Origin of the sequence: Aeromonas sp. 602396 (assembly GCF_049173735.1) — a bacterium.
Lineage (GTDB): Bacteria > Pseudomonadota > Gammaproteobacteria > Enterobacterales > Aeromonadaceae > Aeromonas > Aeromonas veronii_A.
This window is the reverse complement of sequence record NZ_JAAKSD010000001.1, coordinates 235,728-262,476: the sequence shown is the minus strand read 5'-3', so window position 1 is coordinate 262,476 and position 26,749 is coordinate 235,728. Positions and strand designations below refer to the sequence as shown.

Genomic DNA, 26,749 nt, shown 5'->3' with positions numbered 1-26,749 from the left:
CCCATCGCAATTCATTCTCCCTCTGCACTGCCAACCTTTATCACGGCTTGCCCGCGGCCGATCGAGCAATACAAAACGGGAGGCCTGCGCCTCCCGTTTAGATTCATATCAGCCCTGTTACGGGATGAAGCGTTACAGAGTAAAGCGATAGAAGATATCGACCGCCTGAGCCACCCCGCTCATCGCCTGCAGATAGAGCCGTGGCAATACCTCGTAGCGCAGCTTGAACTCGGCGATGGGGCTGAAGACCCCGACCCCGTACTGGAACTGCAGGCCCGGCAGCAGATATGCAGACAGAGTCACCTGGGTGTTGTCACCACTGCCCGCCGTATCGAGGGAGACATCGCTCATCCCCAGCGACTCGCCGATGCTCGACACCACACCGTTGGCCTGACTCACCGCACCGGCCACCAGCAGACCGTTGAAACCGCCATCCTCACCGCCGGTCTGCAACCCTTTGCCGCGCAGCAGATAGGAGAGCTGTTCCGACTGCGCCATCTGCGGTTCGGAGTAGACAGTGATCTCAGGCTTGCTGGCAGGGCCGGTCACCCGCACCCCGACCGTCACCTGACCCTCGATGGTATCGGGATCCCGGTTAGCCTCGATGTTGAGGAACGGTCGATCCAGCGGACCGGAGAAGAGGATCCGCCCCTCCTTGATGATGAGGTTCTGACCGTAAGCCTTGAAGCGGCCATTGGTCAGCACCAGCTGGCCGTTGCCTGCCAGCGGCTTCTCGGGATCCTGACGGATATTGAGACCGCCGGAGACATCGGTCTTCAGCCCCATGGCATCAAGCTTCACATCGTTGCCAAGGCGGATCGCCACCTTCATCGCCAGCGGCAGGCTGGCCTGCTTGGGAGCCGGGGGCAGATCGTCATATACCACAGTCACATCGTCGGAGACCGCCACCGCCGAATCCGGCAGGCTCTTGACCAGAATGCGCGCCCAGGGAATATCCACCTGACCGGTAATGCGGGTCTCCTCACCAAGCGACACCGCGATATCGGGCGAGACTCTGACCCGGCCCATGCCCGGATATTGCGCCTCCAGATCCTTGCCCTGAATGGTGAGGCTGCCGCTGACCGGCATCTTGGCCCAGCTCAGCCAGCCGCCCAACGCCAGCGGCCCCTTGCCCACCAGCATGGAGCCATCGAGCTCGGCGCGATTGCCCTCGATCTTGAGGCGGGTCACCAGCTTGGTCAGGGTCACCATATCGGAGTGAGTCTGCACCTCACCGTCACGCAGGTTTAGCTGACCAAACAGCAGGGGCGCTGCCAGGGTGCCGTCGAAACGGGCATCGGCGGAGATGATCCCTTGCAGGGAGCGCACCTCAGGGATGAGCGGCGCAAAGGTATTGAGCTTGAGATCGTCAAACTTGAGCTGACCACCGAGCAGACCGCGACCGGCGGGCTCCCTGATCAGCAGATCGGTATCGATATTGCCGATCTGCTTGGAGGCAAAATCGAGGCGAATGGCCGCCTGCTGCCGCTCGAAATCCAGGGCCAAAGCCAGCTGCTGATAATCAGTCTTGAGACCATCAGCCACAAAAGTGCCCGGCGTGGTGCGCACCACCGCATGCAGGGTCGGCTGATTGCCACGCCAGCTGGCACGGCCATCGGCCGAGAGCATCGCCTGCCAGCGGAAGTTGTCCGGCAACCAGGGGCGTAGCCGCTTGAGATCAAACTCGCTCAGGGCAAACTCCAGAGTGCCCTGTGCAGCGGAGACCTGACTCCCCTTGACGCAGAGGCTGGCCCCCTGGGAGCCGAGGCAGATATCCCCCATCGCCAGCCGCTGACGCGGCAGATCGAGATCCAGTGCCCACGGGGAACTCAAGTCCCAACGGCGCAGCGGGGTTTTCAACTGCAACTCGGAGAGAGCCCCGCGCCAGTGATCCCCGCGCACGCCGCCACCCAGTTTGAGGTTGGCCGCAACAGGGTCACCCTTCATGGTCAGGGTCAACAGATGCTGACTGATATCGCCGCTGAGGTTCAGGGCCAGCTGGCTGAGCTTGGTTTCGCCCTGTTTCAGCTGCGCCACCAACAACGCGAGCTCACCGGCCGGTTTGGCACCGATCGCCGCATTGCCCTTGAGGCTAATGCCCTTCAGGTCGGTGCCGGCATAGTAGAGCCGGTCGGAGACGAGATCCGCATCGATTTTTGGCGTCTGCTGATTGCCACTGACCTTCACCTGTCCCTTGATATCCCCTTTCAGGCCGGGATAGATCCCCCCCAGCTGGGGAGCCTGCAGGTTGGCATCGAGCTTCCATTGGGCAGTGCTGATACTGCCCTTGGCCTGCAACTGGTTGGGGCCACTTTGCAGCGAGAGCGCCGGGATCTGCCACTCCATCTTGTCGTTGCCGCTAAGCTCCCCCTTGAGGGCCAGCGGGTACTGGTTGAGCTTGCCATCCACCTTGAGCTTGGGCAGTTTCAGCTCCCAGTGGCCCTCTTCGTTCATCACGAAACGGCTCTCCAGCTCACCGGCCAGCGTCCCTTTCAGCTCAGGCAACAGCTCGGCCGGATTGATCCCCTTGAACAGAGTGGTCCCCTGCCACTCGATCCCCTTGTTCCATGCCAGCTTGCCATCGAGCTTGAGCTCCCCCTTGAGGGCATTGAGCTGCAAGGCGATCTTGCTGAGCCGCTCCAGATCCCCCTTCCCGTCCAGCGCAAGCTTGAAGGGGGGGACATCGGTCCCCTTGCCGGAGGTATTGAGGGCAAACTGGTAGCCGGAGAGCTTGCCCTTGGCAGTCAGGCTCCCTTTGTCCAGCCGATAGCTCGGCTCATCTTTGGCTGGCTTGTGAAGAGGCCAGCCGAGGCTCTTCCAGTCGAGGGCCAGATCAAAAGGGAGATCCGGGTCGAGGGCGGCCAGCGAGCCCTTGAGACTGGCGGCGACCGGCCCCTTGGCCGACAACGCCAACCCCAGCTTGCCGACCGAACCGTTCAGCGCCAGCGTGGCCTGCTCACCCTGCAGCTCGCCATCCAGCAGCCCTTTGCGAGCCTTGGCATCCAGGGTCACCGCCAGCGGATAGTCATCACTGAGCTGGATGTGCCCCTTGAGCGCCAGATCGGCCATGGTGTGGCGCAGCGAAAGCTCGCGCACTTCGATACGATCGTCGGCGGCAGTGGCCGACAGCAGCAGCTTGTCGAGCCCTTCGATCAGCTCGCCCTGCTTATATTTCACGCGAGTCGCGCTGACCCCTTCCAGCTGGATGGGGAAAGGAAGATGAATGGCGGGCAGGACAATGGGGGCTGCCTTTGCCGTGTTCGCAGCTGGCGTCCCTTTGCCCTGTTTGACGGTCTTGGCGCTGGCCTTGTCGGTACGAGCAACCGCAGTCACGGCTTGCTTCTCGTTAGCGGCCGGCTGCTTGGCAGATTTGGCTGCGCTGGCGGGTGCCGCGTCATCCAGCGTCACCGTCAGGTTATCAAGCACCGGGCCGCGTACAATCAGCCCCTTGCGGTTGAGGGTGGCGCCGATATCGAGGGACCCCAGGGTCACGGCAACACCGGGCACCGCCAGATCGAGATCGGCCACCTTGAGGCTATCGACCTGGATCTTGAGTGGCAGCGGGTGCCAGACAAAGGGTTCGGAAGGCTCTTCCGGCGCAGGTTCGGAGTCGGCTACCTTGACCACCGGATGGGTCACCGCTAGGGATTTTATCCAGAGCTTGCCCTGCAGCAACTTGCCCAGATCCCAGTCGAGCACGGCGCGATCCACCGTGACATCCACCAGCTCATCCTGCCAGCCGGCCCCTTCCAGGGTCCAGCCATAGCCAAGCTGACCGGCAACCAGCTCCCCCTTGAGGGAAGGCAGCGCCCCTTTGGCCTGTTGCCACAACCACTTGTTGCCCTGATGGGTAAAGCCCAGCAGGCTGACGCCGATGAGCAGCAGGAACACCAGCCCCATCAGCCAGAGAAAGATGCGTTTTAGCCAGATCACAATGCAGACCCCCGCGAAAGATACAGCCGCAGCGGCCAAAGAAAAAAGCGTTTAGACAACATCATAATTCAGGCCCCAGTGCGAAATGCAGCCGCAAGGGCTTGTCCTCCTCCGATACCCCGACCGCCAGATCCAGCCTGACCTGGCCGATGGGGGTGACCCAGCGCACACCGACGCCGGTACCTATTTTCCAGGGCTCGCTGTAATCGGTGGTGGAGGTGCCGCCATCCACAAACATGGCCCCCAGCCACTTCTCGCTGAAGCGGTAGTTGTATTCCAGACTGGCCACGCTGGTGTAGCGGCCACCGGTCAGCTTGCCATCCGGCCCGGTGGGGGAGATGCTCTCGTAACCAAAGCCGCGCACCGTCTGATCGCCACCGGTAAAGAAGCGCAAAGACGGCGGCACCAACGAGAAGCTGTCACCTATGATGGCTCCCTGCTCTGCCCGCATCAGGAATCTGTGGTTATCGCCGAGGGTTCGCAGCCACTTGCTGCGTCCCCACACCCGCATAAAGCTGATGTCGGAGCCCCATCTGGGGTCGGAGAACTCCAGCGTCAGTTGCTGGCGATCCCCCCAATCGGGCACCAGGGTGCCGCGCACCCGCAGTCGGGACCAGGAGACCCCGGGGATCAGCAGCAAGCTGTTCCCCTCGTCGGCGCCCTGGGTATAGATCTCGTTCTCCAGCCGGATAAAGACGTCCCGATCCCAGCTCTCCGGCCGCCGCGTCCAGCGGTGCACACCGATGGTAGTGAGATCGGATCGGGTATCGTTGTTGTCCTTGTACTGGTAACCGGTCTGGATGGAGTAGTAGTCCCGCAGCGGGTTGCCCACCGGGATCTGGTAGTCGAAGCTGAGCTCGGCCTCCGGCGCCGACACCTTGGCGGTGGCAAACAGGCGGTGGCCGTAGCGGTTGACCCAGGGCTTCTCCCAGGTGGCACTCATCCGCGGCCCTACGTCGGTGGCATAACCGATACCGGTCTCGATTTCGTGATCGACCCGGTTATCCAGCGTCACCGCGATGGGCACCCGATAGTTGCTCGCCTCGCTCAATACCGGCTTGATATCGACCTGACGGAACAGCTTGGTGGAGGAGACATCCTGCGACATCTCGGCCAGACGGATAGCGAGATAGGGATCGCCGCTCTTGATGTTGATAAGCGGGCGAATAAGGTGAAGCGCTTCGGGAGTGGCATCGTAGCGGATCTCGCCAAAACGGTAGCGATGGCCCGATTCGAACAGAATAAAGATCTCCGCCGTCCCCTTGTCCGGGAACACCTTGACCTGACTCTTGCTCAGCTTGGCATCAAAGTAACCGCGGGCCAGCCCGAGGCTGCCCAGATCGGCCTTGATGGATTCATATTTGGCGTGATTGAGGGGCTCGCCCTCTTTGAGGGGCAACTTGTCCAACAGGGCGCTGTAAAGCTCGTCGCTGCCCGCATCCCCCTCCAGCAGAATATCGAGGCGGGAGACGATGACCGGCTCCCCCTTGTCCACCTCAATCACCACTTTGGACGGGGTTTTCTTGTCGCGACTCAGGGTGATTTTCGGCTGGTAGTAGCCATAAACCTGCAGCGCCTTTTGCACGCTCTCGGTGATTTTGGCTCGAGCCGGGCGGTATTGCCGCTCCTGATAGACTGGCAGGGCATTGAGGTAGGCTTCGACGTTATCCTTGTTCTCCCCTTTCAACCCCTTGACCTGATAGGTGAGCTTGGCGGCAAACGCGGGTGAGGCCAGCAGCGACAGCAACAGGCCCACCCCCAGTACCCGCAGGCCGCGGCGAAAGGCAGGGCCGAACAGTGAACGCCCTGCCAGCAGGGATGAAATGCATCCTGTCAAAGGTCAATATTCCTGAATCTGTGGTGAAGGAAACCAGCGCCCTTTCGGGCCAACCCCGAATGCGGCGCAGCACGCCATGCCGTGCATGGCCGTGACACAAAAATGCGCGCCAGAAAAATGGCGAACCTTATCCTAACATAGGCATCCGCCAGCGACAGCGCAGCACCATTGGCAAATTCACCATATCTTTTAAGAGGTTGACCACAAATCACACATTTTGGTGACAATGACGCCGCCCGCTTTCCCGATGGAAGCGAATTGACCTGCCCTGAACAAGGGTCACTTGGTCGTCAGGCACCATTTGTCCCCCCTCCCCCCTCTCTTTACCACCAGAAACCCACCACGACAGAGTTTGTCGGCATAGCCCCACCCTCACCGTTTAACAGGCCCGGCACACGCCAAAGCCCGCCGTAGCGGGTGATTAAGAATTGCTCGTTCAGCGCAATCGAATTATCCCGCTGCCTTTGCAGACGTCCCTCCCTCACACTTGAACCATCAACTGAAGGAGACACATCATGCATGCACGTAGCGAACAGATGGCTGACTATATTGCCGATCGTCTCGAGTTCATCACCTTTCTCGCCTGTTGCAGCGCCCTGCTGGCCCTGCTGACCGGCATGAGTGGCCAGCAGGCGCTGGCCTTTACCGCCCTGAACCTGCCGTTTGGCCTCGGCATTTTGCTGGCGATGGCGCTGCTGGCCCCCCTGCCCGCCCACTGGCGACTGCCGGGCGTCACCTTGCTGCTGGCAGGTTGCGCCATGATGACCCTGCAACTGGGGGGAGTGTGGCTCAATCCGCTGGCCATCTGGAGCCTCTACGCCCTGCTCGGGCTGGAGATCCTCTGGCAAGCTCGTCCCCGCGCCGTGCTGGCCACCCGCGCTCGCCAATAACAGGGCCGACGAGCGCCGATAAATGGCAGGCAGTGATGGCTGACGCCGGTGGCAAATTGGGGTACTCTTGCGCCCCCATTTGTCACCACACTTGGCATTAACAACCTTCGCCATCACTCCCAGGAGCGCCCCGATGAAAAAAGCCTGTGCCCAGCACATTCTGGTCAAGACCGAAAAACAGTGTCTGGAGATCAAGGAGAAGATCGAGAAGGGAGCCGACTTCGGCCAGATGGCCAAGCGCTTTTCCACCTGCGCTTCTGCAAAACGCAGCGGCGATCTGGGGGAGTTCAATAAAGGGGATATGGTCAAGCCCTTTGACGATGCCGTCTTCAAGGGCGAACTGCTCAAGGTGCTGGGACCGGTGCGCACCAAGTTCGGCTTCCATCTGATCAAAGTGCTCTATCGCAACTAAGTCATCGCAACTGACCATTTTCTCGGTGAAGCTCCCGTCAGGCGGGCTTCACCGACCTCTGCATTCCCCTCGCAAAACTGGCCAAAACCACGCCAAACTCGCATCAATTTACTAACGTTATCAGGCAATTAAGTTTATCCTTCTCGGCATTGTCCACATTCGACGATGGATCCCGTGCTATGCCCCGCTCTTGCTTGTGGCCCCTGTTGGCCTGGTTACTCCCGCTCGCTGGCGCCCTCGGCAGCCGCTTTCATCTCTGGCCCTGGTGGATCGGTTTTGCGATCTGTCTCATCGGAGCCCTTGTCTCCCTGATCTTGCTGGTACGCCTGCCCTGGAGCCGCAACCGCTACGCCAACGGCCTTGGCGCCTTGCCGCTACTGCTGCCCCTGACATTTGTGGCACAGGCGCTGCGCATGCCGCTGATCAACGATGTGAGCACAGATCCCTACAATCCCCCCCAACTGCGCTGGGCGGCAGAGCTCAGAACAGCGCAGGATCTACCAATTAATAGCGCCCCGCTGAAAGCAGTTGAGGCAAAACCCGGTCCTCTCTTTACCAGGGCTTCTCCTGCCGAAGTGTTGATTGAAGCCAGCGAACTGATGCAGGAGCTGGGCTGGCAGGTGCGACCCAGCCCCGACGGTCTGGATGCAGTGGTCACCACCGGCTGGTTCGGCTTTCAGGATGATGTGGCGCTGCGGGTCTTTGCTGGCCCCAAAGAGACCCGCATCGATATGCGATCAGCCTCCCGTCAGGGGCAAAGCGATCTGGGCACCAACCGGGCGCGGATCGAGGATTTCCTGACCCGCCTGAACGAGCGACTCGGTCAGGCCTACAAACCCAATTTGAAACCGTAAGTGTGAAACAACAAGAAGGTAACTGATGCGCGTTGAGGTCAAACCCGACCGGGAATATGCCTGGTTTATCCGCCCCTTTTTCTGGCTGCAAAAGCGCAACTATGGTCAGGTGCTTATTCCGGGCAAGTGCTGGGGCCGCTCGCCGCGCCTCTTTGCCGCCGTCGCCACCCTCTACGGCGTCATCAACCGCAAGCGCTCCCCCATCGACCCCGTGCTGCGCTCGCTGGTGACGGTGCGGGTCTCCCAGCTCAACTGGTGCCGTTTTTGCGTCGACATCAACGCCATGACCTTGGTAAAGAGAGCCGGTTCCAGCGAGAAAGTGGAGGCGCTGGCCAACTGGCGCGAAAGCCCCTTGTTTGACGAGCGGGAAAAAGCGGTGCTCGACTATACCGAAGCGATGACTGGCCTCGATGGGGTGAGCGATGAACAGGCTGCCCGCCTCAAGCCCTGGTTCGACGACGACGCCATGGTGGAGCTGACCGGTCTTATCGCCTTCCAGAACATGTCGGCCAAGTTCAACGCCGCCCTCGATATCGCGCCGCAGGGCTTCTGCCAGCTGCCGGTGCAACCGGAACGCCCTGCCCAGCCAGACAGCAAGGACGCCTGATGAACCGGACCCGCCTGCTGCTTGCACTGGTGATGGGGAGCCTTATCGGCACCTTTTTTGCCCTCGATCTTGGCCGTTACCTCACTCTGGACGCCTTGCAGGCCCAGCAGGCGGCAGTGGCGCAATGGGTCGACGGCCACTTTGTCTCGGCCAGCCTGCTGTTCGTGCTTATCTATGTGCTGAGCACCGCCCTCTCCCTACCCGGCGCCAGCTTGCTCACCCTGGGTGGCAGCGCTGTGTTCGGCGTCGGCTGGGGGCTACTGCTGGTCTCTTTCGCCAGCACCCTAGGCGCAACCCTGGCTTTTCTCAGCGCCCGCTTTCTGCTGCGCGACTGGGTCGAGCGGCGCTTTGGCGACAAGCTGGCCACCTTTCAGTCCGGCATGGCGAAGGAGGGGGCCTTCTATCTGCTCAGCCTGCGCCTCATCCCCATCTTCCCCTTCTTTTTGGTCAATCTGCTGATGGGGCTCACCCCCATCAGAGTCAGCACCTACTACTGGGTCAGCCAGCTTGGCATGCTGCCTGGCACCTTCGTCTATGTGCTGGCGGGCAGCGAGCTTGGCCAGTTAACCAGCACCGGCAATATCCTCTCCCCCGGCCTGATGGTCGCGTTGACCCTGCTGGGGCTGATGCCCTGGCTGGTCAAGAAATTGACCGCCAAGCTCGCGCTGCGCCGCTTGCTCTCCCCCTACCGCAAGCCCGCTCGCTACGACTACAACCTGCTGGTGATCGGTGCCGGTGCAGGTGGGCTGGTTACCAGCTATATCGCGGCAGCGGTGAAGGCCAAAGTGGCGCTCATCGAGAAACACAAGATGGGGGGCGATTGCCTCAACAGCGGTTGCGTCCCCTCCAAGGCATTGATCCGAAGCGCCCGCTTTGCCGCAGAGCAGCGTAAAGCCGACGAGCTGGGCTTTAGCCCAAGCCACTCCCGCGCCGATTTTGCCGCCGTGATGGAGCGGGTGACTGAGGTGATCAAGGAGGTCGAGCCCCACGACTCCATCGAACGCTATCAGGGGCTTGGAGTGGAGTGCATCGAAGGAGAGGCGCGGCTGGTCTCCCCCTGGGAGGTAGAAGTGAACGGCCAGCGCCTCGCCAGCCGCCATATCGTTATCGCCACCGGCGCCCGACCGTTGGTGCCCAAGCTGCCGGGGCTGGATCAGGTGCCTTACCTCACCTCGGATAGCCTCTGGCAGCTGCGCACTCCGCCGCGCCGCCTGCTGGTGCTGGGCGGCGGTCCCATCGGCTGCGAGCTGGCCCAGAGCTTCGCCCTGCTCGGCATTCCCGTGACCTTGGTGGAACTCTCGGAGCAACTGCTGCCCCGCGAAGAGAGAGAGGTCGCCGATGCTCTGGCCGGGCAGATGAGCCGCGATGGTGTGCAGCTACTCACCGGCTGGCGCGCCGAACGAGCCGACTATCTGCCCGCAGCCGAGGGGGATCTCCCCATCCGGCTGCAACTGCGCCGTGGCGATGAGACACAGGTGGTGGAAGGGGATCAACTGCTGCTGGCACTGGGTCGGGTCGCCAATGTGAGCGGCTTCGGGCTCGAAGCGTTGGGGGTCGAGCTTGCCCCCCGCGGCACCCTAGCGGTCGATGGCTTCCTTGCCACCAACTTCCCCAGCATACTGGCAGTGGGAGACGTAGCGGGCCCTTACCAGTTCACCCACTTTGCCGCCCATCAGGCCTGGTATGCGGCAGTAAATGCCCTGTTTGGCCAGTTCAAGCGCTTTCGGGCCGACTATCGGGTTATTCCGGCGGCCACCTACACCACGCCGGAGATTGCCCGGGTCGGCCTCAATCGCAAGGAAGCCGAAGCACAGGGGATTCCCTTCGAGGCGACCCGCTTCGAGCTGGCTGAGCTGGATCGCGCCATTGCCGATGGGGAGCGCCACGGTTTTGTCGAGGTGCTGACCGTGCCGGGCAAGGATACTATCCTTGGCGCCACCATAGTGGGCACTCACGCCGGTGAGCGGATCGCCGAATTTGTGCTCGCCATGCGTCACCACCTCGGCCTTGGCAAGATCCTCGGCACCATTCACGCCTATCCCACCCTGATGGAGGGTAACAAATATGTGGCGGGTGAATGGAAACGGGCCCATCAGCCCACCCGGGTGCTGGCGTTGCTGGCCCGTTATCACCGCTGGCGCCGTGGCGCCTGACAATCAGGGAAACGTTTATGCTCAAGCCATTCTCACAACTCAGCTCACAGCTCAAACAGCGGCTAAATGCGCTGCTGTGCACCCTGCCACTGCTCGCCAGCGGCCCGCTGTTAGCCACTCCTGATGACAACTGGCAACGGACCCTTGAGGAGGCGAAGGGACAGACCGTCTACTTCAACGCCTGGGGCGGCAGCCCGGAGATCAACGCCTATCTGGTGTGGGCCGGGCAGGAGCTGGCACGCGACTATCAGGTCAAACTGGTGCAGGTGAAGGTGGATGACATCGCCCAGAGCGTCAGCCAGTTGCTGGCCAACAAGCAGGCGGGCAAACAAGCTGGCGGCCCCATCGATCTGCTCTGGGTCAACGGCGAGAACTTCAAGGCGCTCAAGGAGCAGGGGCTGCTCGGCGCTCCCTTTACCGCCGAGCTACCCAACATGGCGCTGGTAGACAGCACCCTGCCGGTGAGTGAGGACTTCACCCTGCCGGTGGAAGGGCTGGAAGCCCCCTGGGGCATCGGCCAGCTCAATCTGATGGTCGACACCGAAGAGGTCGCCAGCCCGCCCACCTCGGCAGCAGCCCTGCTGGCGTGGGCCAAGGCCCATCCTGGCCGCTTCACCTATCCCAAGCCGCCCCAGTTCCATGGCTCCAGTTTTCTCAAGCAGATCCTGCTGGAATTGACGCCAAACCCAGCCCCCCTCTATCGGGAGGCGACCGATACCGAGTTTACCCAACTCACCGCCCCGCTCTGGGCCTGGCTCGATGAGCTGCATCCGGCACTCTGGCGCAAGGGCAAACTGTTCCCCACCAGCGCCGCCGAAACCCGCCAGTTACTCGATGATGGCGAACTGGCCATGGCCATCAGCTTCAATCCGCAGGAGGCGCAGAGCGCTGCCCAGATTGGCGCCCTGCCCCCCAGCGTCGAGGCGGTCGCCATGGCAAAGGGGTCGCTCACCAACAGCCATTTTCTCGCCATCCCCTTCAACGCCAGTGCCCGTGCGGGTGCCAAGGTGGTGGCCAACTTCCTGCTGAGCCCGGCGGCGCAGGCGCGAAAAGCCAATCCGGCCTTCTGGGGTGATCCCAGCGTGCTGCGGGCCGATACCCTGCCTGATTCAGCCAAGGGGCAACCGGCACTGCGCTTCAAAGCGGTGGCCGAGCCTCACCCCAGCTGGCAGCTCAAACTGGAAGCGGCCTGGGCCGAGCGTTACGGTCACTGATGAGTGCCGCTGGTCACCCGCTTTCCCGCTCCCGACCGTGGCGCCGCTTGACACGCCACCCCACTATGAGTGCGGGGATGGCGGTCATTTATCTGGCGATCTTAGTCATCCCATTGCTGGCGGGACTGTGGCAACTGCTGGCGGAGGGGATGGCCGCCTCTCATCTCGCCTTGCTGCTGGCTCAGCCTGGCCTTTGGCATTCCGCTGCGCTGAGCCTGTGGATTGGCGCAGCCTCCACCCTCGGCACTCTGCTGTTGACCGCCCTGCTGCTGGCCCACAGCAACAGCCGGGCTTTCGGGCTGCTCCGTCGCCTGCTCTCGCCTATGCTGGCCATGCCCCACGTCGCCTTTGCCATCGGCTTTGCCTTTCTGCTCGCCCCCTCCGGCTGGCTGCTGCGGCTCGTCTCGCCAGCTCTAACGGGGTTTGATCTTCCCCCCGATTGGCAGACCATTCGGGATCCTTGGGGGCTCGGGCTGATTGCACTGCTCGTTTTCAAGGAGACCCCCTTTTTGCTGCTGATGGCGATGGCCGCGCAGCAACCCATCCTGCTGGCACGCCAGCAGTGGCTGGGGGCGAGCCTCGGTTTCAGCGCCCCCCTGATCTGGTGGCGCCTGCTGCTGCCAGCGCTCTGGCCTGCCCTGCGCCTGCCCATCTATGCGGTGGCGGCCTACGGAGTGGCGGTGGTGGATCTCGCCCAGTTGCTCGGGCCCGATGCCCCCGCCCCGCTGGCGGTGCGGTTGTGGCTCTGGTATCAGGACCCGGATCTGCTCTGGCGCGGAGCCACCGCCAGCGGCGCCCTGCTTTTGCTCGCCATCACGGCGTTGCTCATCGCTCTGCTCAGATTACTGGAGTGGCTTCATAAAGAGATGGGCAAAGGCTGCTGGCTCGATGGCAAACGGGCGGCGCCCCACTTCTTTGCCAACCGGCTCGCAGCGGGCTTTGCCTTCACCCTGATCACCCTCAATCTGGCGGTGCTGGCGGCGCTGCTGCTCTGGTCGCTGGCGCGCCGCTGGCCCTTTCCCTCCCTCTGGCCCAGCCAGTGGAGCAGTCATTACTGGCTGGATCTGCTGCCAACCCTGCTGCCACTGCTGGTAACCAGCGCACTGCTGGCGCTGGTGAGCGGCTTGTTGGCACTGATGATGGCGGTGTGCAGTCTGGAGGCACAAGCCAGCCGCCGCCCCTGGCCGCTCTGGCTTATCTGCCTGCCGCTGTTGCTGCCGCAGGCAAGCCTGCTGTTTGGCATCCGGTTCGGGTTGGACTGGCTTGCGCATGACTCGATAAGCAGCGGCATTGGCTGGGGCTGGGTGCTCTGGAGCCAGCTGCTGTTTGTCTTTCCCTATGTCTATCTCTGCCTGCATGGCCCCTATCGCCAGTTCGATCCGCGGATCACCCAGAGCGCCCTGCTGCTGGGGGCTACGCCATGGCGAGCCTGGTGGCAAGTCAAAGCGCCGCTGCTGGCGCGCCCGCTGCTGTTTGCCTTCAGCGTCGGGGCAGCCGTGAGTTTGGCCCAGTATCTGCCGACCCTGATCTTTGGCGCGGGCAGAGTGGTCACCATCACCACCGAAGCGGTGGCCATCGGCAGCGGCCTCAACCGACGGCTGGCGGGGCTCTACGGCCTGCTGCAACTGCTGCTGCCGCTCGTTATCTATCTGCTGGCGCTCTGGCTGCCGGCGCGGATCAATCCGGCGCTCAAGGGGGGCGGCTCACGATGAACTCTGATGATGGAAACAGCCATATGCTGAGCACCACACCTCTTCGACTTTACCTTGATGAAAATCCGCTGCTCTCGCTCCCTGCCCTGCAGGTGGCCCCCGGCGAGGTATTGACCCTGATGGGGCCGAGCGGTTGCGGTAAAAGCTCCCTGCTGGCAGGGCTGGCGGGGGTACTGCCCAGCGCGCTGACAGGAAATGGCCCGATCCGGCTGGAGGGAGAGATAAGGCTCGGCGAGCGGCCACTCAACGCCTTGCCCGCGCAAGCGAGGCGCATCGGCATGCTGTTTCAGGATGACCTGCTGTTTGACCATCTGACGGTGGCGGAGAACCTGATGTTCGGCATGCCTGCGATCATAAAGGGAAAACGTGCGCGGCGGGAAAAGGCACTGGCCGCATTGGCACAGGTCGCGCTGGCGGATCAGGTTGACAAGCTGCCGCAACAGCTGTCAGGGGGTCAACGGGCGCGGGTCAGCCTGCTGCGGGCACTGTTGGCGGAACCCGATGCCCTGCTGCTGGACGAGCCCTTCTCCCGCCTCGACAAGCCGCTGCGGGCCGCCTTTCGCGAACTGGTGTTCGCGCAGATCAAGGCGCTGGCCATCCCCGCCATCCTGGTGACCCACGATGCGGAAGACGCGCCGGGCACCATACTCAACCTCACCGAATGCCACTGTTAACCGAGGAGTGTTCACCTTGTTTGATCGCCATCTGATCCCCGTGATCCGCAGCCCTCTCACCCAGCTTGCCAAACCGCTCTGCCGTGCCGGGATCAGTGCCAATCAGGTCAGCCTCACCGGCTTTGCCATCGGCATGCTGGCGCTGCCGCTGCTGGCCTTTGGCAGCTATCAGTGGGCACTCGCGACCATCCTGCTCAACCGGCTGCTGGACGGGCTGGACGGCGCCGTGGCGCGGGAAACCGGCATCACCGACTGCGGCGGCTTTCTCGACATCACGCTGGATTTCATCTTCTACGCCGCCGTGGTGCTGGGCTTTGCCCTCGCCGCCCCCGCCAATGCGCTGCCCGCCGCCACTCTGCTGTTTGCCTTCATGGGCACCGGCTCGAGCTTTCTGGCGTTTGCCATCATGGCGGGCAAGCGGGGCATCGACAATCCGGTCTACCACCACAAATCCCTCTACTATCTGGGCGGCCTCACCGAGGGGAGCGAGACCATCGCCCTGTTCGTGCTGATGTGCCTGTGGCCCGCCGCCTTCGCCCCTCTCGCCTACGGCTTTGCCCTGCTCTGCGCCATCACCACCCTGACCCGGCTCTGGAGCGGTTACTACACGCTGCGTCCCCCCCAGCCATAAACAGCACAGCCCTCACCGGAGGGCTAATCCATCGCACGATGAATTGGCGGCAAACAAGGCACACGGAACACTTGCACGGGGATGACAATGTTTTACCATGACGGCACTTTTATCAGTCTCTTTGAGAACCCTATGCGTCGCCTTGCCTCTCTTCTCACTCTGTCGTTATTCCCCCTGCTCGGTGGCTGCAGCAGCGCCCCAGCGCCAAAGCCCGTGGTCGTCCCCCAGCCCAAGAGCGCCTTTATCAATCAAGCGCCATCGAGCAAACCCGTTTATACACAAGGGGTTAGCAAGGGGGACTTCGCCAATCGCCCCAACGTGGATCGGTTCGTCCAGAAAATGGTCGAGAAGCACGGTTTTGACAACGCCCAGCTGCATCAGGTGCTGGCACAGGCAGAGCGTTACGACTGGATCATCCGCCTGATGGATGCCCAGGCGCCGACTACCGCCAAGCCCACCGGCCCGACCGGCGCCTGGAACCGCTATCGCGCCAAGTTCATCACCCCAGACAACGTACAGAACGGCGTCAACTTCTGGCGTGAATACGCAAGCGAGCTGAACCGGGCGGAGCAGATCTACGGGGTGCCGCCGGAGATCATCGTCGGCATTATCGGGGTGGAAACCCGCTGGGGCCGGGTGATGGGCAAGACCCGCATTCTGGATGCGCTGGCCACTCTGGCATTTGATTATCCGCGCCGCGCCGAGTTCTTCACGAGCGAGCTGGAAGCCTTCCTGGTGATGACCCGCGACGAGGGGATGGATCCCACCGAACCCAAGGGCTCCTATGCGGGCGCCATGGGCTACGGCCAGTTTATGCCCTCCAGCTTCCAGCGCTATGCGGTGGACTTTGATGGCAACGGCCACACCAACCTGTGGGATCCGGTAGATGCCATCGGCAGCGTCGCCAACTACTTCAAGGCCCACGGCTGGGAGAAAGGCCAACCGGTTGCGGTGCGCGGTCAGGGCCAACTGCCCGGCTATGAGCATGGCTTCCAGACCCGCTACCCGGTCGCCACCCTGCGCCGCGCAGGGCTCACCCCCACCAGTAGCCTGGGCAACCACAACGAAGCGAGCCTGCTGCGCCTCGATGTCGGCACCGGCTACCAATACTGGTACGGTCTGCCCAACTTCTACACCATCACCCGCTACAACCACAGCACTCACTACGCCATGGCGGTGTGGCAGCTGGGGCTGGCGGTGAAGGCGGCGCGCTGATAACTCGCTGGCATAAAACAGACAATGAAAAAGGAGCCATCATGGCTCCTTTGTTATATCCAACGTTCCACCTCATCAGGGGCTCAAGGATGGCTACCTGATTTAGACGCCTGCCTTGGCCAGCGCAGCAGAGACGATCTGCTGGGCCTCTTGCTGGATGAGGTCGAGGTGCGCGTCGCCCTTGAAGCTCTCCATATAGATCTTGTAGATGGACTCGGTGCCGGAGGGGCGCGCCGCGAACCAGCCGTTCTCGGTCACCACCTTGAGGCCGCCGATGGCGGCATCGTTGCCCGGTGCCTTGGTCAGCTTGGCGATGATGGGCTCACCCGCCAGAGTTGAGGCTTCCACCAGAGCAGGATCCAGCTTGGAGAGCACCGCTTTCTGGGCGCTGTTGGCCGGGGCGTCGATGCGACGATAGCTGGAGCGGCCGAACTTGGCTTCCAGTGCGTCGTAGTGGGCTTGCGGATCCTTGCCGGTCACCGCCAGAATTTCCGCCGCCAGCAGCGCCAGAATGAAACCATCCTTGTCGGTGGTCCAGACGGTGCCATCTTTGCGCAGGAAGGAGGCGCCAGCGCTCTCCTCGCCGCCAAAGCCGAACTCGCCGCTGTAGAGGCCATCCACGAACCACTTGAAGCCGACCGGCACCTCTTTCAGGGTGCGGCCAATCTCGCCGGCAACCCGGTCGATCATCGAGGAGGAGACCAGCGTCTTGCCGACGGCCGCATCCGCAGACCAGCCGGTACGATGGGTAAACAGATACTGGATCGCCACCGCCAGATAGTGGTTCGGGTTCATCAGGCCTGACTTGGTGACGATGCCGTGACGGTCGTAGTCAGGGTCATTGCCAAGGGCGATGTCGAACTTGTCCTTGAGCGCGATCAGGCTCGCCATGGCGAACGGGCTGGAGCAGTCCATCCGGATCTTGCCGTCTTTATCCAGGGTCATGAAGGAGAAGGTCGGGTCGACCTTGTAGTTCACCACCTCGATATTCAGGCCGTAGGTCTTGGCGATGACGTCCCAGTAGGCGACACCGGAGCCGCCCAGCGGATCGACACCGATCTTGATGCCCGCGTTCTTGATGGCATCCATGTCCAGCACGTTCTTCAGATCATCCACATAGGGGGTGACATAGTCGTGCTCGACCACGAACGGGCTCTTGAGCGCTTCGGCGAACGGCATCCGTTTCACGCCAGCCAGACCCGCTTCCAGAATCGCGTTGGCACGGTCCTCCACCCACTTGGTGATCTCCCCTTCGGCGGGGCCACCGTGAGGCGGGTTGTACTTGAAGCCACCATCTTCCGGCGGGTTGTGGGACGGAGTGATCACCACGCCGTCAGCACGGGCAGCCGGTTTGCCTGCATTGTGGCGCAAGATGGCGTGAGAGATGACCGGGGTCGGGGTAAAGCCGAGGCCAGCCTGAATGCGGGTTTCAACGCCGTTGGCGGCCAGCACTTCGACGGCGCTGGCAAAGGCGGATTCGGACAGAGCGTGAGTATCCATGCCGACAAACAGCGGGCCAGTAATGCCGGCCTGCTGGCGATACTCCACCAGGGCCTGGGTCACAGCCAGAATATGGGATTCGGTAAAGGCGCTGTGCAGGGCGCTGCCGCGGTGGCCGGAGGTACCGAAGGCAACTCGCTGCTCGGGGCGGCTCATGTCCGGCTTGTTGAGGTAGTAGGCGCTGACCAGACGGGGAATGTTGGTCAGGTCGCTTAAACGGGCCGGCTGACCGGCGTGGGAATGCTGAGCCATGGCGTTTTCCTTGCGTAATGGCGGCCTTGCCGGGCAAGGCCTGAGTCTTGAAAAACCGTTAGATTGCGCCGCACACCTGCGCGATCACCTCGTCGCCGTAACCCATGCTGCTCATCAGCTGGGCCACCATGTTCTGCTTGCGACTGGTGTTGGTGTTGGTGATTACCCAGAACGGGGTTTCCGGTACCGGCTTGGGCTTGGTGGTGCTGCCACTGGCGCGCAGAGCCTCGGGATCCCGCGAGAAATAGACGCGCTTGCGCCCCTTGATTTCGGTGGCCTGGGTAAACCCGACCGGATCATCCCGGTAGAGGGTACTCAGCACCTGCATGAAACGGTTGATGGACTTCTCTTCCTGCTGCAGCTCGCCAGAATCAAGCAGGGCTTGCAGCCCTTGCCGGGTGGCTACCGCACTGGGCTGCGCGACGGCAACGGGCTCGGCAACCGGCACACCTTGGTGAGCAGGCTGTTCCAGCAGACGGCGCAGGATATCGGAGGCACTCTCACCAATGTGCCGGGTCTGGCTGGCGATATAGAAGTAGAGATCGTCATCAAGCTCGATGGTTTTCATAGGGATGCGCTGGACTCGTCGAAATTCGGATGCGGCGATTATACATAGGCAAACCCGACAGCCCAAGCAAGGGGCTGGCAGATGTACATGAATCTCATCGAGAATACGGCATAATAGCGGGCCAAGTGTGTGATCAGCCGCACTGATAGCCGATCCGGACAGGATTTTTTAGAAAAAAAACCACATAAAATCCCAATCCATTGGACGAAATCCTTTTCTTTCCAGTGCGTTAAATAAAACAGCGATACGCACCCACGACCGACAAGGTGTCATTTTGCAACAAAACAGCATATTGAACTTCAAGGAGCAGGGTCAGGGCCCGGCGGTCATTCTGATCCACGGCCTGTTTGGCAGCCTCGACAACCTCGGCCTGCTGGCCCGTGCCCTCTGCGAACAGTACCGGGTCATCAGCGTCGATCTGCGCAACCACGGAGCCTCCTTTCATAGCAGCGAGATGAGCTATCCGGCGCAGGCGGCCGATATCCTGGCCCTGATGGATCGGCTGGAGATTGCCGAAGCGACCCTGATTGGCCACTCGATGGGCGGCAAGGTAGGGATGCAGGTCACCAAGCTGGCGCCAGAGCGGGTGACCAAACTGGTGGTGGCCGACATGGCGCCGGTCGCCTATCCCCACTCCCGCCACCAGAATGTCTTTGCCGGACTCAACGCCACACTGCGCACGCCGCCGCAAAGCCGCAGTGAAGCGGAAGCCATGCTGGCACAGCACATCGAGATCGCCGGGGTACGCCAGTTCCTGCTCAAATCGTTCGCCAGAGGCGAGCATGGCTGGGGTTGGCGCTTCAATGTGCCCGCCCTTGAGCAAAACTACGCCAACATCATGGGCTGGCCAGAGGATGAGCACCGCTTCGAGGGGCCGGTGCTCTTTATCAAGGGGGGGGATTCTGACTATATGCAGCCGCAATACAGCGAGACGGCACTGGCCCAATTCCCGGCGGCAAAGGTGCGTGTCATCGCGGGTACCGGCCACTGGCTGCATGCGGAAAAACCGGCTCTGTTCAACAAATTGGTTGTGGATTTCCTGTCGACAGGCGGTTAACAGTTTCAAATCCTTTGTGATATAGTGCGCCCGTCATAAGGAGTGTGCGCAATCCATGCTAAGTGAACATATCGACCTGATCGAAAGTTTGGGCCTCAAGTTATTCTTTGTGGCCATTTTCATATTGATTGGCCTGGCCATTCAGGACGTGCTCAAGCGCGGCAACGTGCCCCGTTTCGGTCGTTTTATCGTCTGGTTGGTACTGTTTCTGGGTTGTGCGGGTTTTGTCGCCAAGGGGCTGATCGAACTGGGCTGGGAAGGCTCAGGACTCGGCTAACTTATTTTCATCTGTGATGTATGGCCAAACAGCAAACTGATCGAACAACACTGGATCTGTTCGCAAATGAGAAGCGCCCCGGCAGGCCAAAGACCAATCCACTCCCCCGCGAGACCCAGCTCAAGATCAACAAGCGTAACCAGCTTAAGCGCGATCGGGAAAATGGGCTGAAGCGGGTAGAGTTAAAGGTGGAGGCCGAGTTGCTGGAGCGCCTGAACCAACTTGCGTTACAACAGAACATCAGCCGAGCCGAGCTGATCCAATCTATCCTGAAACAACAGATTGAGTCCGCCTTTGCGGTGGACATTGCAGTCTGAGCGTTGAGCATTAACACCAAATACGGGTAACTAAACACTATGGCAAGTGTAGGTCTGTTTTTTGGCAGCGATACCGGTAACACCGAAGCTGTCGCCAAGATGATCCAGAAAGAGCTGGGCAAAAACCTGATTGAAGTCCGTGACATCGCCAAGAGCAGCAAGGCCGACATCGAGAGCTTTGATCTGCTGATGTTCGGCATCCCGACTTGGTACTACGGCGAAGCCCAGGCCGACTGGGACGACTTCTTCCCCGATCTGGGCGAAATCGACTTCACCAACAAGCTGGTCGCCATCTTCGGTTGCGGTGATCAGGAAGACTATTCCGAGTACTTCCTCGATGCCATGGGCACCCTGCGCGACATCGTCGAAGCAAAAGGCGCCATCATCATCGGTCACTGGCCGACTGCCGGCTACGAGTTCGAAGCCTCCAAGGCACTGGTTGATGACAAGCACTTTGTCGGTCTGGGTATCGATGAAGATCGCCAGCCGGAGCTGACCGCCGAGCGCGTCAAGGGCTGGTGCAAGCAGCTGCACGAAGAGATGTGCCTGGGCGAGCTGGAGTAATCCGCTTCCCCTCATACCTCTGACAACAAGGGCCCTGACGGGCCCTTGTTGTATCTGCAAGTGGCGATGCCTGCCTTCATTCTCCCCTGTTATTCACCTCTGTGCTCCGGTTTGGCTCGCACATAGAGGGTGCGCTTGACCTGCGCCACCAGCTCGCCGCTCTTGTCCTGTACCGTCACCTCGAATTCGGGGAAGTGTTTGTTGCCACCTTCGGTCGCCGCCACGATTTCGGCCAACTTGCCCTCGGTCAGGTTGAACTCGGCCACCAGCTTGCCCTTGCCCGGCTTGATGTAGTTGATGCTGCCCGCCTTGTCCCAGACGTAGTAGCGATTCTTGAAGTAGCCCATCAGCATCAGCGGATAGATGGGGTCCGTCATGGCAAACATGCTGCCGCCAAACTGGGTGCGGTTGGCGTTCTTGTTCCACCAGCGGGATTTGAGGGTCACCCGGCAGTAGCGAAAGTCATCGCTCAGGGTCTCTATCTTGATACCGGCACCCCAGAAAGGGGGCCAAGCGTTGAGTGCGCGGCGCACCCAGGCCGCATTGTCAAAAAGCCAATCCATGGATCTCATCCGACCAGAATATGAAAGTTACATCTTATCAACATCTGCCATGCCAGCAAGTCGGACGACACGATTGATTATTTCAATCCAACCGGCCATTTATGACTAAACCCCTTGAATTGCTGGGTTTATTTTTAGGGAGGCTACGACCTATAATGACAGGCCAAGCGAGTTCAAGGTTGCCATTCCTGCGGCAGTCCATCAGAATAACCCCACCTTCGAGAATGCGAATAAGTAGAATATGGCAGACAACAACCAAGCGTTAAAAAAGGCCGGGCTCAAGATCACCTTGCCCCGGGTCAAAATCCTGGAAATCCTGCAACAGCCGGACTGCCAGCACACCAGCGCCGAAGATCTCTATAAACGACTGATCGACCTGGGTGAAGAGATTGGTCTCGCTACCGTCTATCGCGTTCTCAACCAGTTTGATGATGCCGGTATCGTTACCCGTCACCACTTCGAAGGTGGCAAGTCGGTATTCGAGCTGGCCACTCAGGAGCACCACGACCACCTGGTTTGCCTTGACTGCGGCAAGGTGATCGAGTTCTCCGACGAAGTGATCGAACAGCGCCAGCGCGAGATCGCCAAGAAATTCAATATCCGTCTCACCAACCACAGCCTCTACCTCTACGGTCACTGTGCAACAGGTGAGTGCAAGCACGACGAATAAGTCGCCCGTGACTTGCAGATAACGGACAATAAAAAGCCAGCATCAGCTGGCTTTTTATTGTCCGGCGCAGGCCGTTGGCATCGCACAGGGCAGGGTCTCCCCTGCCCCATCGGCTTAGCCTTCGACTTTGCCCCAGGAGTCACGCAGGGCAACGGTGCGGTTGAACACCAGATGCTCCGGGCTGGAGAGCTTGTTGTCGGCGCAGAAGTAACCTTCACGCTCGAACTGGTAAGCCTGCTCCGGCTTGGCGTTCTTCAGGGATGCCTCGACACGGGCCCCCTCGATGATCACCAGGGATTCCGGGTTCAGCGCAGCTTCAAAGTCATCCTCGGCGCCCGGGTTCGGCACCTTGAACAGACGGTCGTAAAGACGCACTTCCGCTGGCAGGGAGTGAGTGGCGCTGACCCAGTGGATCACCCCTTTCACCTTGCGGCCATCGGCCGGATCCTTGCCCAGAGTCTCGGGGTCGTAGGAGCAGTAGATGCAGGTGACCTTGCCATCGGCATCTTTCTCGATGCGCTCGGCCTTGATCACATAGGCATTGCGCAGACGCACTTCCTTGCCCAGCACCAGACGCTTGAACTGCTTGTTCGCCTCTTCTTTGAAGTCCGCTTCATCGATGAAGATCTCGCGTGTGAAGTTCAGCTCGCGGGTACCCATCTCGGCATTGCTCGGGTGGGCCGGGGCTGTCAGCACTTCGTCGGCAGCCAGGTTCTCGATGACCACTTTCACCGGATGCAGCACGGCCATGGCGCGCGGCGCATGCTCGTTGAGGTCTTCGCGGATGCAGGCTTCCAGCATGCTCATCTCGACGATGTTGTCCTGCTTGGTGACGCCGATGCGCTTGCAGAACTCGCGGATGGAGGCCGGGGTGTAACCACGACGACGCAGACCGGAGACGGTCAGCATGCGCGGGTCATCCCAACCATCGACGTGCTTCTCGGTCACCAGCAGGTTCAGCTTGCGCTTGGACATGACGGTGTATTCGAGGTTCAGACGAGAGAACTCGTACTGACGCGGATGGCAGTCGATGGTGATGTTGTCCAGCACCCAGTCGTACAGGCGACGGTTGTCCTGGAACTCCAGGGTACAGATGGAGTGGGTGATCCCTTCCAGCGCGTCCGAGATGCAGTGGGTGAAGTCATACATCGGGTAGATGCACCACTTGTCACCGGTCTGGTGGTGGTGGGCAAACTTGATGCGGTAGATAACCGGATCGCGCATCACCATGAAGGGGGATGCCATGTCGATCTTGGCGCGCAGGCAGGCGGTGCCTTCGGCGAACTCGCCGTTCTTCATCTTGGCAAACAGCGCCAGGTTCTCTTCCACGCTGCGATCTCGGAACGGGCTGTTCTTGCCAGCTTCAGTCAGGGTGCCACGGTACTCGCGCATCTGCTCGGGCGTCAGCTCGTCCACATAGGCCAGACCCTTTTCAATCAGCTCGATGGCGTAGCCGTGCAGCTTGTCGAAATAGTCGGAGGAGTAGCAGATCTCGCCGTTCCACTGGAAGCCGAGCCACTGTACGTCCTGCTTGATGGACTCTACGTACTCGATATCTTCCTTCACCGGGTTGGTGTCATCGAAACGCAGGTTGCACTGGCCCTGATAGTCGCGGGCGATGCCGAAGTTCAGGCAGATTGATTTGGCGTGGCCGATATGGAGATAACCGTTCGGCTCGGGCGGAAAACGGGTATGCACGCTGCTGTGCTTACCGCTGGCCAGATCTTCATCAATGATCTGACGAATAAAGTTAGTTGGGCTGTTCGCCTGACTCATGGCTCACCTCAAAAAAGCGTCACTGGCGGAAGTTGTGCCGGCTGGCACCCTCATCCCCCCGCCGTCAAGCCGGATATGATCCCTTATTACGGGCGCTGTCTCAACCTGAATTTGGCACTTCCGGGCCATTTCCCGGCCATTGCGCCGCTAAAAACGGCGTGGCTTGGCACATTGCACCCCAAATGCATAAAAAAGCCCCGCACTAGGCGGGGCTGAAAGTGATGAAAAACACAAAACAGACAATTACACACAACAAAGGCTCACACGCACAGTCAACCTTTCCCAAATCCGATGCGCCATCGCCCTTGGGAAAGGCGGGTCTTGCGACCCACCTCATGTTAACGGTTGACTGCTATCAGTTCAGTTCGGTGACGCGGCTGGAGCGCTTGCCATCGAAGCTGGTGGTACGCAGGTAGACCTTGCCATTCACGCTCGGCTTGGCCGCGGCGTCATAGGCACTCCAGTTGGTACCGTCCAGGCTGTACTGGATGGGCAGACCCGGCAGATCCACGTTCGCTTCCAGCACACCGTTCACTACCTTGGCACCCGGTACGGAGAGGCGGTATTCAACACCGGCCTGATCCAGTTTCGGCAACACGCGCTGACCCAGTACGTTGGCAAACTGGTTCCACTCTTTGTTGAGGGTGGCCTTGTTGACGAACTTGGTCTCGCCGGAGAACTCGCGGTTCTTCACGTAATCCAGCTCGAAGCCACCTTTGTGCCAGGCACGCTCGGCCACAGAGAAGATACGCGGGTAGACCATGTACTCGTACTGAGCATCGGTACGCACGGTTTCACTCCACTGCTGACCGGAGATCCCCTTGAACTTGACCGGATCCTGGTCACCCTTGGCCACGAAGGCGTTGCCGTCGCGGTCAACCGAAGTCTCGGCGTTCTGCGGCAGGTTTTCCGGGGCGAAGGCAAATACCTTGCGGGTGTCGTTGAAACGGGTTGCCCAGTAGTAGCCACGCTCAGCCGGGTGTACTTCGTTCGGGAAGTCGAAGTAGAGGTAATCCGGGTTGGACAGCACCACTTGGTAACCCTTGTGGGCCCACTTCATCGCTTCGTTGAAGCCACCCCAGTAGAGGGTTTCCCAGAAGTTGACACGGGTGTTGTCGGTGGCGAAATCCTTGGCACCGCTGGCGTACTTCAGACCATCTTCCCACGCCTGCAGGGTAGAGAAGCCGCGGTCTTTGACCATCTGGCCCACTTCCTTGGCGAAGTAAACCGGCAGCTCGCCCACTTCCTTGATCTTGCCTTCATCGATCATCTTCTGGCACATCGGGGACTTGCCAAACGGCTTGTCCTGCTTGCTGGAGTCGACGTTACCTTTCCAGGCGACCAGCTCTTCTTTCTTGGTGACGGCCGGATCCTGATAGCCACCGCCCTGCATGATGTTCTTCGCCTCATCACCACCGTAGTGCCATGCGGTCAGCGGCTGACCGGCGGCCTGGTGCATCTGGGCAACTTCATCCATTACCTTGGCCACGAAGGTGGCAGCACCCGGCTGGCAAGGGTTGATGAAGGACATCTTGTCGTAGAACTGGACCGAGGTGACGTTGGAGGTGTCAGCCGGATCAGTCAGACGGAACTGGTTGGCTTCCGCTTCTTTGCCTTCCGCCATCAGACGCTTGTAGCGCGCTTCCATGGAGACCACGGCAGCACGGGCGTGGGCCGGCATGTTGATCTCGGGGATCACGGTCACACCGCGGGCCTTGGCATAACGCACCAGATCCACGTAGTCAGACTTGCTGTAGAAACCGGAACCCTGGTTGTCGCTGGTCGGGCCGGAACCCAGTTGCGGCATCAGGCACTTGGTTTCGGACTCGTCGTGGCAACGCTGGCTACCGACCTGGGTCAGCTCCGGCAGACCCGGGATCTCCAGACGCCAGCCTTCATCGTTGGTCAGGCCAAGGTGCAGCACGTTGAGCTTCATGGCAGACATCTGGTCAACCAGCTTCTTCATGGTATCCAGACTGCGGAAGTGGCGGGCCACGTCGGTCTGCATGCCACGGTATTCAAAGCGCGGCGCATCCTCGACGGTCATCGGGCTCACCAGCTTGTCATCAACACCCAGCAGGGAGATCAGGGATTGTGCACCCCAGAATGCCCCGTCGATGTCGCGCCCCTGGATCACTGTGCCCTTCTGACCGATGGTCATGTCATAGCCTTCAGCCTGCTTGAGCTTGCTGCCGAGCTTGATGGTCACCGGGTAGCCGGTGTCGGAGAGGGTAACACCCAGCTTGGTCAGTTGAGCCTTCAGGGCCTCGGCGCGATCGCTCGGCAAATCCAGGGCATTGAGCTTGATGGTAGAGAAGTCGATTTGCGGACCAGCCTTGACCACTTGCTTCATCGGGGTCGGCAGGATCTGGTTGTCAATCTTGCCAGCCGGCAGCAGGGTGCTGGTCTGGTTGGCCGCGAAACGGGTTTCGCTGTTCATCAGGATGTTCTTGTCATCCTTGGTGCGCTTCCAGCCATCGGCCGGCATCGGCTTCTCGTAGGTGCTGGCATCATTGATGTTGCTCATGCTGGCCAGTACTTTCGGCTCGGCACCTTCGCTGGCGACATACCAGTTCGGCATGATGTCAGATTCGAACAGTACCCAGTATTCCACCACCAGCGGCACTTCGACCGTAGCATCCTTGGCAAAGCCCTGGAACTTCTCGGTTGGCGTCAAACGATAGAGATCGCCGGTCAGGTGAGTGATGGTGAACTGGTCGTTATCCACACGCTGGATACGACGGATGGAGGAGACGTAGATGCTCCAGTCTTTGGAGGTGACGTCCGCACCGGTATTGGTCAGGTGCAGCTTGGCAACGCCACAGCTCGCCCACTCGGAACCGAGTGCCTGGCAATCGAGGCCGGCACCGGCACCGTCGTTGGTGACCACTTCATACTTGACCACCAGGTTGTTGGCGAGGGAGTCGACCACAGCCTGCTTGGCGGCATCGGCTGCCTGGACCTGGCTGACAAAAACGGTAGACATGGCAATGGCTAACAGAGAATGTTTCAAGTTCATAACTGCTGCTCTCATTTGAAGTAAAGGTTGGATTTTCTTGGCTTTTTTATATGG

General features: G+C 60.7%; 22 protein-coding genes. 15 read left to right on the top strand and 7 right to left on the bottom strand.

Annotated elements, in window-relative coordinates; translation table 11 throughout:
• Positions 1 to 132: 132 nt before the first annotated feature.
• Both G5229_RS01145 and G5229_RS01140 read right to left on the bottom strand, forming a co-directional pair.
• A complete protein-coding gene (locus G5229_RS01145) occupies positions 133 to 3,933 on the bottom strand; it encodes a translocation/assembly module TamB domain-containing protein (RefSeq protein ID WP_421208114.1) in 3,801 nt (1,266 codons plus the stop codon).
• 61 nt (positions 3,934 to 3,994) lie between these two features.
• Positions 3,995 to 5,770 (bottom strand): autotransporter assembly complex protein TamA, encoded by a 1,776-nt coding sequence (locus G5229_RS01140; protein WP_043818463.1) that lies wholly within the window; start codon positions 5,768 to 5,770, stop codon positions 3,995 to 3,997.
• Between the two features lie 515 nt (positions 5,771 to 6,285).
• Between G5229_RS01140 and G5229_RS01135 the strand changes: the two genes are divergently transcribed.
• The 10 genes from G5229_RS01135 (at position 6,286) to mltB (ending at position 16,132) form a co-directional block, all read left to right on the top strand.
• Positions 6,286 to 6,660: a hypothetical protein gene (locus tag G5229_RS01135; RefSeq protein ID WP_421208112.1), complete on the top strand. Its 375-nt coding sequence runs from the start codon at positions 6,286 to 6,288 to the stop codon at positions 6,658 to 6,660.
• A gap of 133 nt (positions 6,661 to 6,793) precedes the next feature.
• Positions 6,794 to 7,072 carry a peptidylprolyl isomerase gene (locus tag G5229_RS01130; RefSeq protein ID WP_005334269.1) on the top strand — a complete coding sequence of 93 codons (279 nt, stop codon included), beginning with the start codon at positions 6,794 to 6,796 and terminating at the stop codon, positions 7,070 to 7,072.
• Positions 7,073 to 7,251: 179 nt separating this feature from the next.
• Complete coding sequence (locus G5229_RS01125; protein WP_421208110.1) at positions 7,252 to 7,926, top strand: DUF1499 domain-containing protein; 675 nt, start codon at positions 7,252 to 7,254, stop codon at positions 7,924 to 7,926.
• Positions 7,927 to 7,951: 25 nt separating this feature from the next.
• Entirely contained in the window at positions 7,952 to 8,533 is a 582-nt protein-coding gene (locus tag G5229_RS01120; RefSeq protein WP_021231092.1) for a carboxymuconolactone decarboxylase family protein, read from the top strand.
• Positions 8,533 to 10,686 carry an FAD-dependent oxidoreductase gene (locus G5229_RS01115; RefSeq protein ID WP_421208109.1) on the top strand — a complete coding sequence of 718 codons (2,154 nt, stop codon included), beginning with the start codon at positions 8,533 to 8,535 and terminating at the stop codon, positions 10,684 to 10,686. Before G5229_RS01120 ends, G5229_RS01115 begins: the two co-directional genes overlap by 1 nt.
• A gap of 17 nt (positions 10,687 to 10,703) precedes the next feature.
• Positions 10,704 to 11,900 carry an ABC transporter substrate-binding protein gene (locus tag G5229_RS01110; RefSeq protein ID WP_421208107.1) on the top strand — a complete coding sequence of 399 codons (1,197 nt, stop codon included), beginning with the start codon at positions 10,704 to 10,706 and terminating at the stop codon, positions 11,898 to 11,900.
• 77 nt (positions 11,901 to 11,977) lie between these two features.
• Positions 11,978 to 13,612 carry an ABC transporter permease gene (locus G5229_RS01105; RefSeq protein ID WP_421208105.1) on the top strand — a complete coding sequence of 545 codons (1,635 nt, stop codon included), beginning with the start codon at positions 11,978 to 11,980 and terminating at the stop codon, positions 13,610 to 13,612.
• Between the two features lie 23 nt (positions 13,613 to 13,635).
• Complete coding sequence (locus tag G5229_RS01100; RefSeq protein ID WP_421208104.1) at positions 13,636 to 14,286, top strand: ATP-binding cassette domain-containing protein; 651 nt, start codon at positions 13,636 to 13,638, stop codon at positions 14,284 to 14,286.
• Positions 14,287 to 14,302: 16 nt separating this feature from the next.
• Positions 14,303 to 14,917, top strand: a complete 615-nt coding sequence (locus tag G5229_RS01095) for a CDP-alcohol phosphatidyltransferase family protein (RefSeq protein ID WP_421208102.1) — start codon at positions 14,303 to 14,305, stop codon at positions 14,915 to 14,917.
• Between the two features lie 132 nt (positions 14,918 to 15,049).
• Positions 15,050 to 16,132: a lytic murein transglycosylase B gene (mltB, locus tag G5229_RS01090; protein WP_368225202.1), complete on the top strand. Its 1,083-nt coding sequence runs from the start codon at positions 15,050 to 15,052 to the stop codon at positions 16,130 to 16,132.
• Positions 16,133 to 16,234: 102 nt separating this feature from the next.
• On the opposite strand, the gene pgm is transcribed toward mltB, so the two are convergent.
• Both pgm and seqA read right to left on the bottom strand, forming a co-directional pair.
• The gene (pgm, locus tag G5229_RS01085; RefSeq protein WP_021231101.1) at positions 16,235 to 17,884 is read right to left on the bottom strand and encodes a phosphoglucomutase (alpha-D-glucose-1,6-bisphosphate-dependent); all 1,650 of its coding nucleotides are present in this window, start codon (positions 17,882 to 17,884) and stop codon (positions 16,235 to 16,237) included.
• Between the two features lie 58 nt (positions 17,885 to 17,942).
• Positions 17,943 to 18,452 carry a replication initiation negative regulator SeqA gene (seqA, locus tag G5229_RS01080; RefSeq protein WP_421208099.1) on the bottom strand — a complete coding sequence of 170 codons (510 nt, stop codon included), beginning with the start codon at positions 18,450 to 18,452 and terminating at the stop codon, positions 17,943 to 17,945.
• 274 nt (positions 18,453 to 18,726) lie between these two features.
• Here seqA and G5229_RS01075 point away from each other — a divergent pair, with 274 nt between their 5' ends.
• The 4 genes from G5229_RS01075 to fldA are packed head-to-tail and all read left to right on the top strand — an operon-like array spanning position 18,727 to position 20,667.
• On the top strand, positions 18,727 to 19,509 hold the full coding sequence (locus G5229_RS01075; RefSeq protein WP_421208097.1) for an alpha/beta fold hydrolase: 783 nt from the start codon (positions 18,727 to 18,729) through the stop codon (positions 19,507 to 19,509).
• A gap of 55 nt (positions 19,510 to 19,564) precedes the next feature.
• A complete protein-coding gene (locus G5229_RS01070; RefSeq protein WP_005334296.1) occupies positions 19,565 to 19,786 on the top strand; it encodes a DUF2788 domain-containing protein in 222 nt (73 codons plus the stop codon).
• Between the two features lie 20 nt (positions 19,787 to 19,806).
• Positions 19,807 to 20,103, top strand: a complete 297-nt coding sequence (gene ybfE, locus G5229_RS01065) for a LexA regulated protein (protein WP_005334297.1) — start codon at positions 19,807 to 19,809, stop codon at positions 20,101 to 20,103.
• Between the two features lie 39 nt (positions 20,104 to 20,142).
• Entirely contained in the window at positions 20,143 to 20,667 is a 525-nt protein-coding gene (fldA, locus tag G5229_RS01060; protein ID WP_005334298.1) for a flavodoxin FldA, read from the top strand.
• A gap of 89 nt (positions 20,668 to 20,756) precedes the next feature.
• Here fldA and G5229_RS01055 read toward each other — a convergent pair whose 3' ends face one another.
• Positions 20,757 to 21,230, bottom strand: coding sequence for a DUF4442 domain-containing protein (locus tag G5229_RS01055; protein WP_005334300.1), 474 nt, complete (start codon positions 21,228 to 21,230; stop codon positions 20,757 to 20,759).
• A 241-nt stretch (positions 21,231 to 21,471) separates the two neighbouring features.
• On the opposite strand from G5229_RS01055, the gene fur reads away from it, so the two are divergent.
• A complete protein-coding gene (gene fur, locus G5229_RS01050) occupies positions 21,472 to 21,900 on the top strand; it encodes a ferric iron uptake transcriptional regulator (RefSeq protein WP_005334301.1) in 429 nt (142 codons plus the stop codon).
• Positions 21,901 to 22,014: 114 nt separating this feature from the next.
• Here the strand turns inward: fur and glnS are convergent, their stop codons facing one another.
• Positions 22,015 to 23,676 carry a glutamine--tRNA ligase gene (glnS, locus tag G5229_RS01045; protein ID WP_005334302.1) on the bottom strand — a complete coding sequence of 554 codons (1,662 nt, stop codon included), beginning with the start codon at positions 23,674 to 23,676 and terminating at the stop codon, positions 22,015 to 22,017.
• A gap of 355 nt (positions 23,677 to 24,031) precedes the next feature.
• Entirely contained in the window at positions 24,032 to 26,695 is a 2,664-nt protein-coding gene (locus G5229_RS01040; RefSeq protein ID WP_421208095.1) for a beta-N-acetylhexosaminidase, read from the bottom strand.
• Positions 26,696 to 26,749 lie beyond the last annotated feature (54 nt).

Bases quoted from the DNA above. Each gene is read 5' to 3' on its own strand.
- G5229_RS01135 (WP_421208112.1), top strand. From the start codon at position 6,286: ATGCATGCACGTAGCGAACAGATGGCTGACTATATTGCCGATCGTCTC.
- G5229_RS01130 (WP_005334269.1), top strand. From the start codon at position 6,794: ATGAAAAAAGCCTGTGCCCAGCACATTCTGGTCAAGACCGAAAAACAG.
- G5229_RS01125 (WP_421208110.1), top strand. From the start codon at position 7,252: ATGCCCCGCTCTTGCTTGTGGCCCCTGTTGGCCTGGTTACTCCCGCTC.
- G5229_RS01120 (WP_021231092.1), top strand. From the start codon at position 7,952: ATGCGCGTTGAGGTCAAACCCGACCGGGAATATGCCTGGTTTATCCGC.
- G5229_RS01115 (WP_421208109.1), top strand. From the start codon at position 8,533: ATGAACCGGACCCGCCTGCTGCTTGCACTGGTGATGGGGAGCCTTATC.
- G5229_RS01110 (WP_421208107.1), top strand. From the start codon at position 10,704: ATGCTCAAGCCATTCTCACAACTCAGCTCACAGCTCAAACAGCGGCTA.
- G5229_RS01105 (WP_421208105.1), top strand. From the start codon at position 11,978: ATGGCGGTCATTTATCTGGCGATCTTAGTCATCCCATTGCTGGCGGGA.
- G5229_RS01100 (WP_421208104.1), top strand. From the start codon at position 13,636: ATGCTGAGCACCACACCTCTTCGACTTTACCTTGATGAAAATCCGCTG.
- mltB (WP_368225202.1), top strand. From the start codon at position 15,050: ATGCGTCGCCTTGCCTCTCTTCTCACTCTGTCGTTATTCCCCCTGCTC.
- pgm (WP_021231101.1), bottom strand. From the start codon at position 17,884: ATGGCTCAGCATTCCCACGCCGGTCAGCCGGCCCGTTTAAGCGACCTG.
- seqA (WP_421208099.1), bottom strand. From the start codon at position 18,452: ATGAAAACCATCGAGCTTGATGACGATCTCTACTTCTATATCGCCAGC.
- G5229_RS01070 (WP_005334296.1), top strand. From the start codon at position 19,565: ATGCTAAGTGAACATATCGACCTGATCGAAAGTTTGGGCCTCAAGTTA.
- ybfE (WP_005334297.1), top strand. From the start codon at position 19,807: ATGGCCAAACAGCAAACTGATCGAACAACACTGGATCTGTTCGCAAAT.
- fldA (WP_005334298.1), top strand. From the start codon at position 20,143: ATGGCAAGTGTAGGTCTGTTTTTTGGCAGCGATACCGGTAACACCGAA.
- G5229_RS01055 (WP_005334300.1), bottom strand. From the start codon at position 21,230: ATGGATTGGCTTTTTGACAATGCGGCCTGGGTGCGCCGCGCACTCAAC.
- fur (WP_005334301.1), top strand. From the start codon at position 21,472: ATGGCAGACAACAACCAAGCGTTAAAAAAGGCCGGGCTCAAGATCACC.
- glnS (WP_005334302.1), bottom strand. From the start codon at position 23,676: ATGAGTCAGGCGAACAGCCCAACTAACTTTATTCGTCAGATCATTGAT.
- G5229_RS01040 (WP_421208095.1), bottom strand. From the start codon at position 26,695: ATGAACTTGAAACATTCTCTGTTAGCCATTGCCATGTCTACCGTTTTT.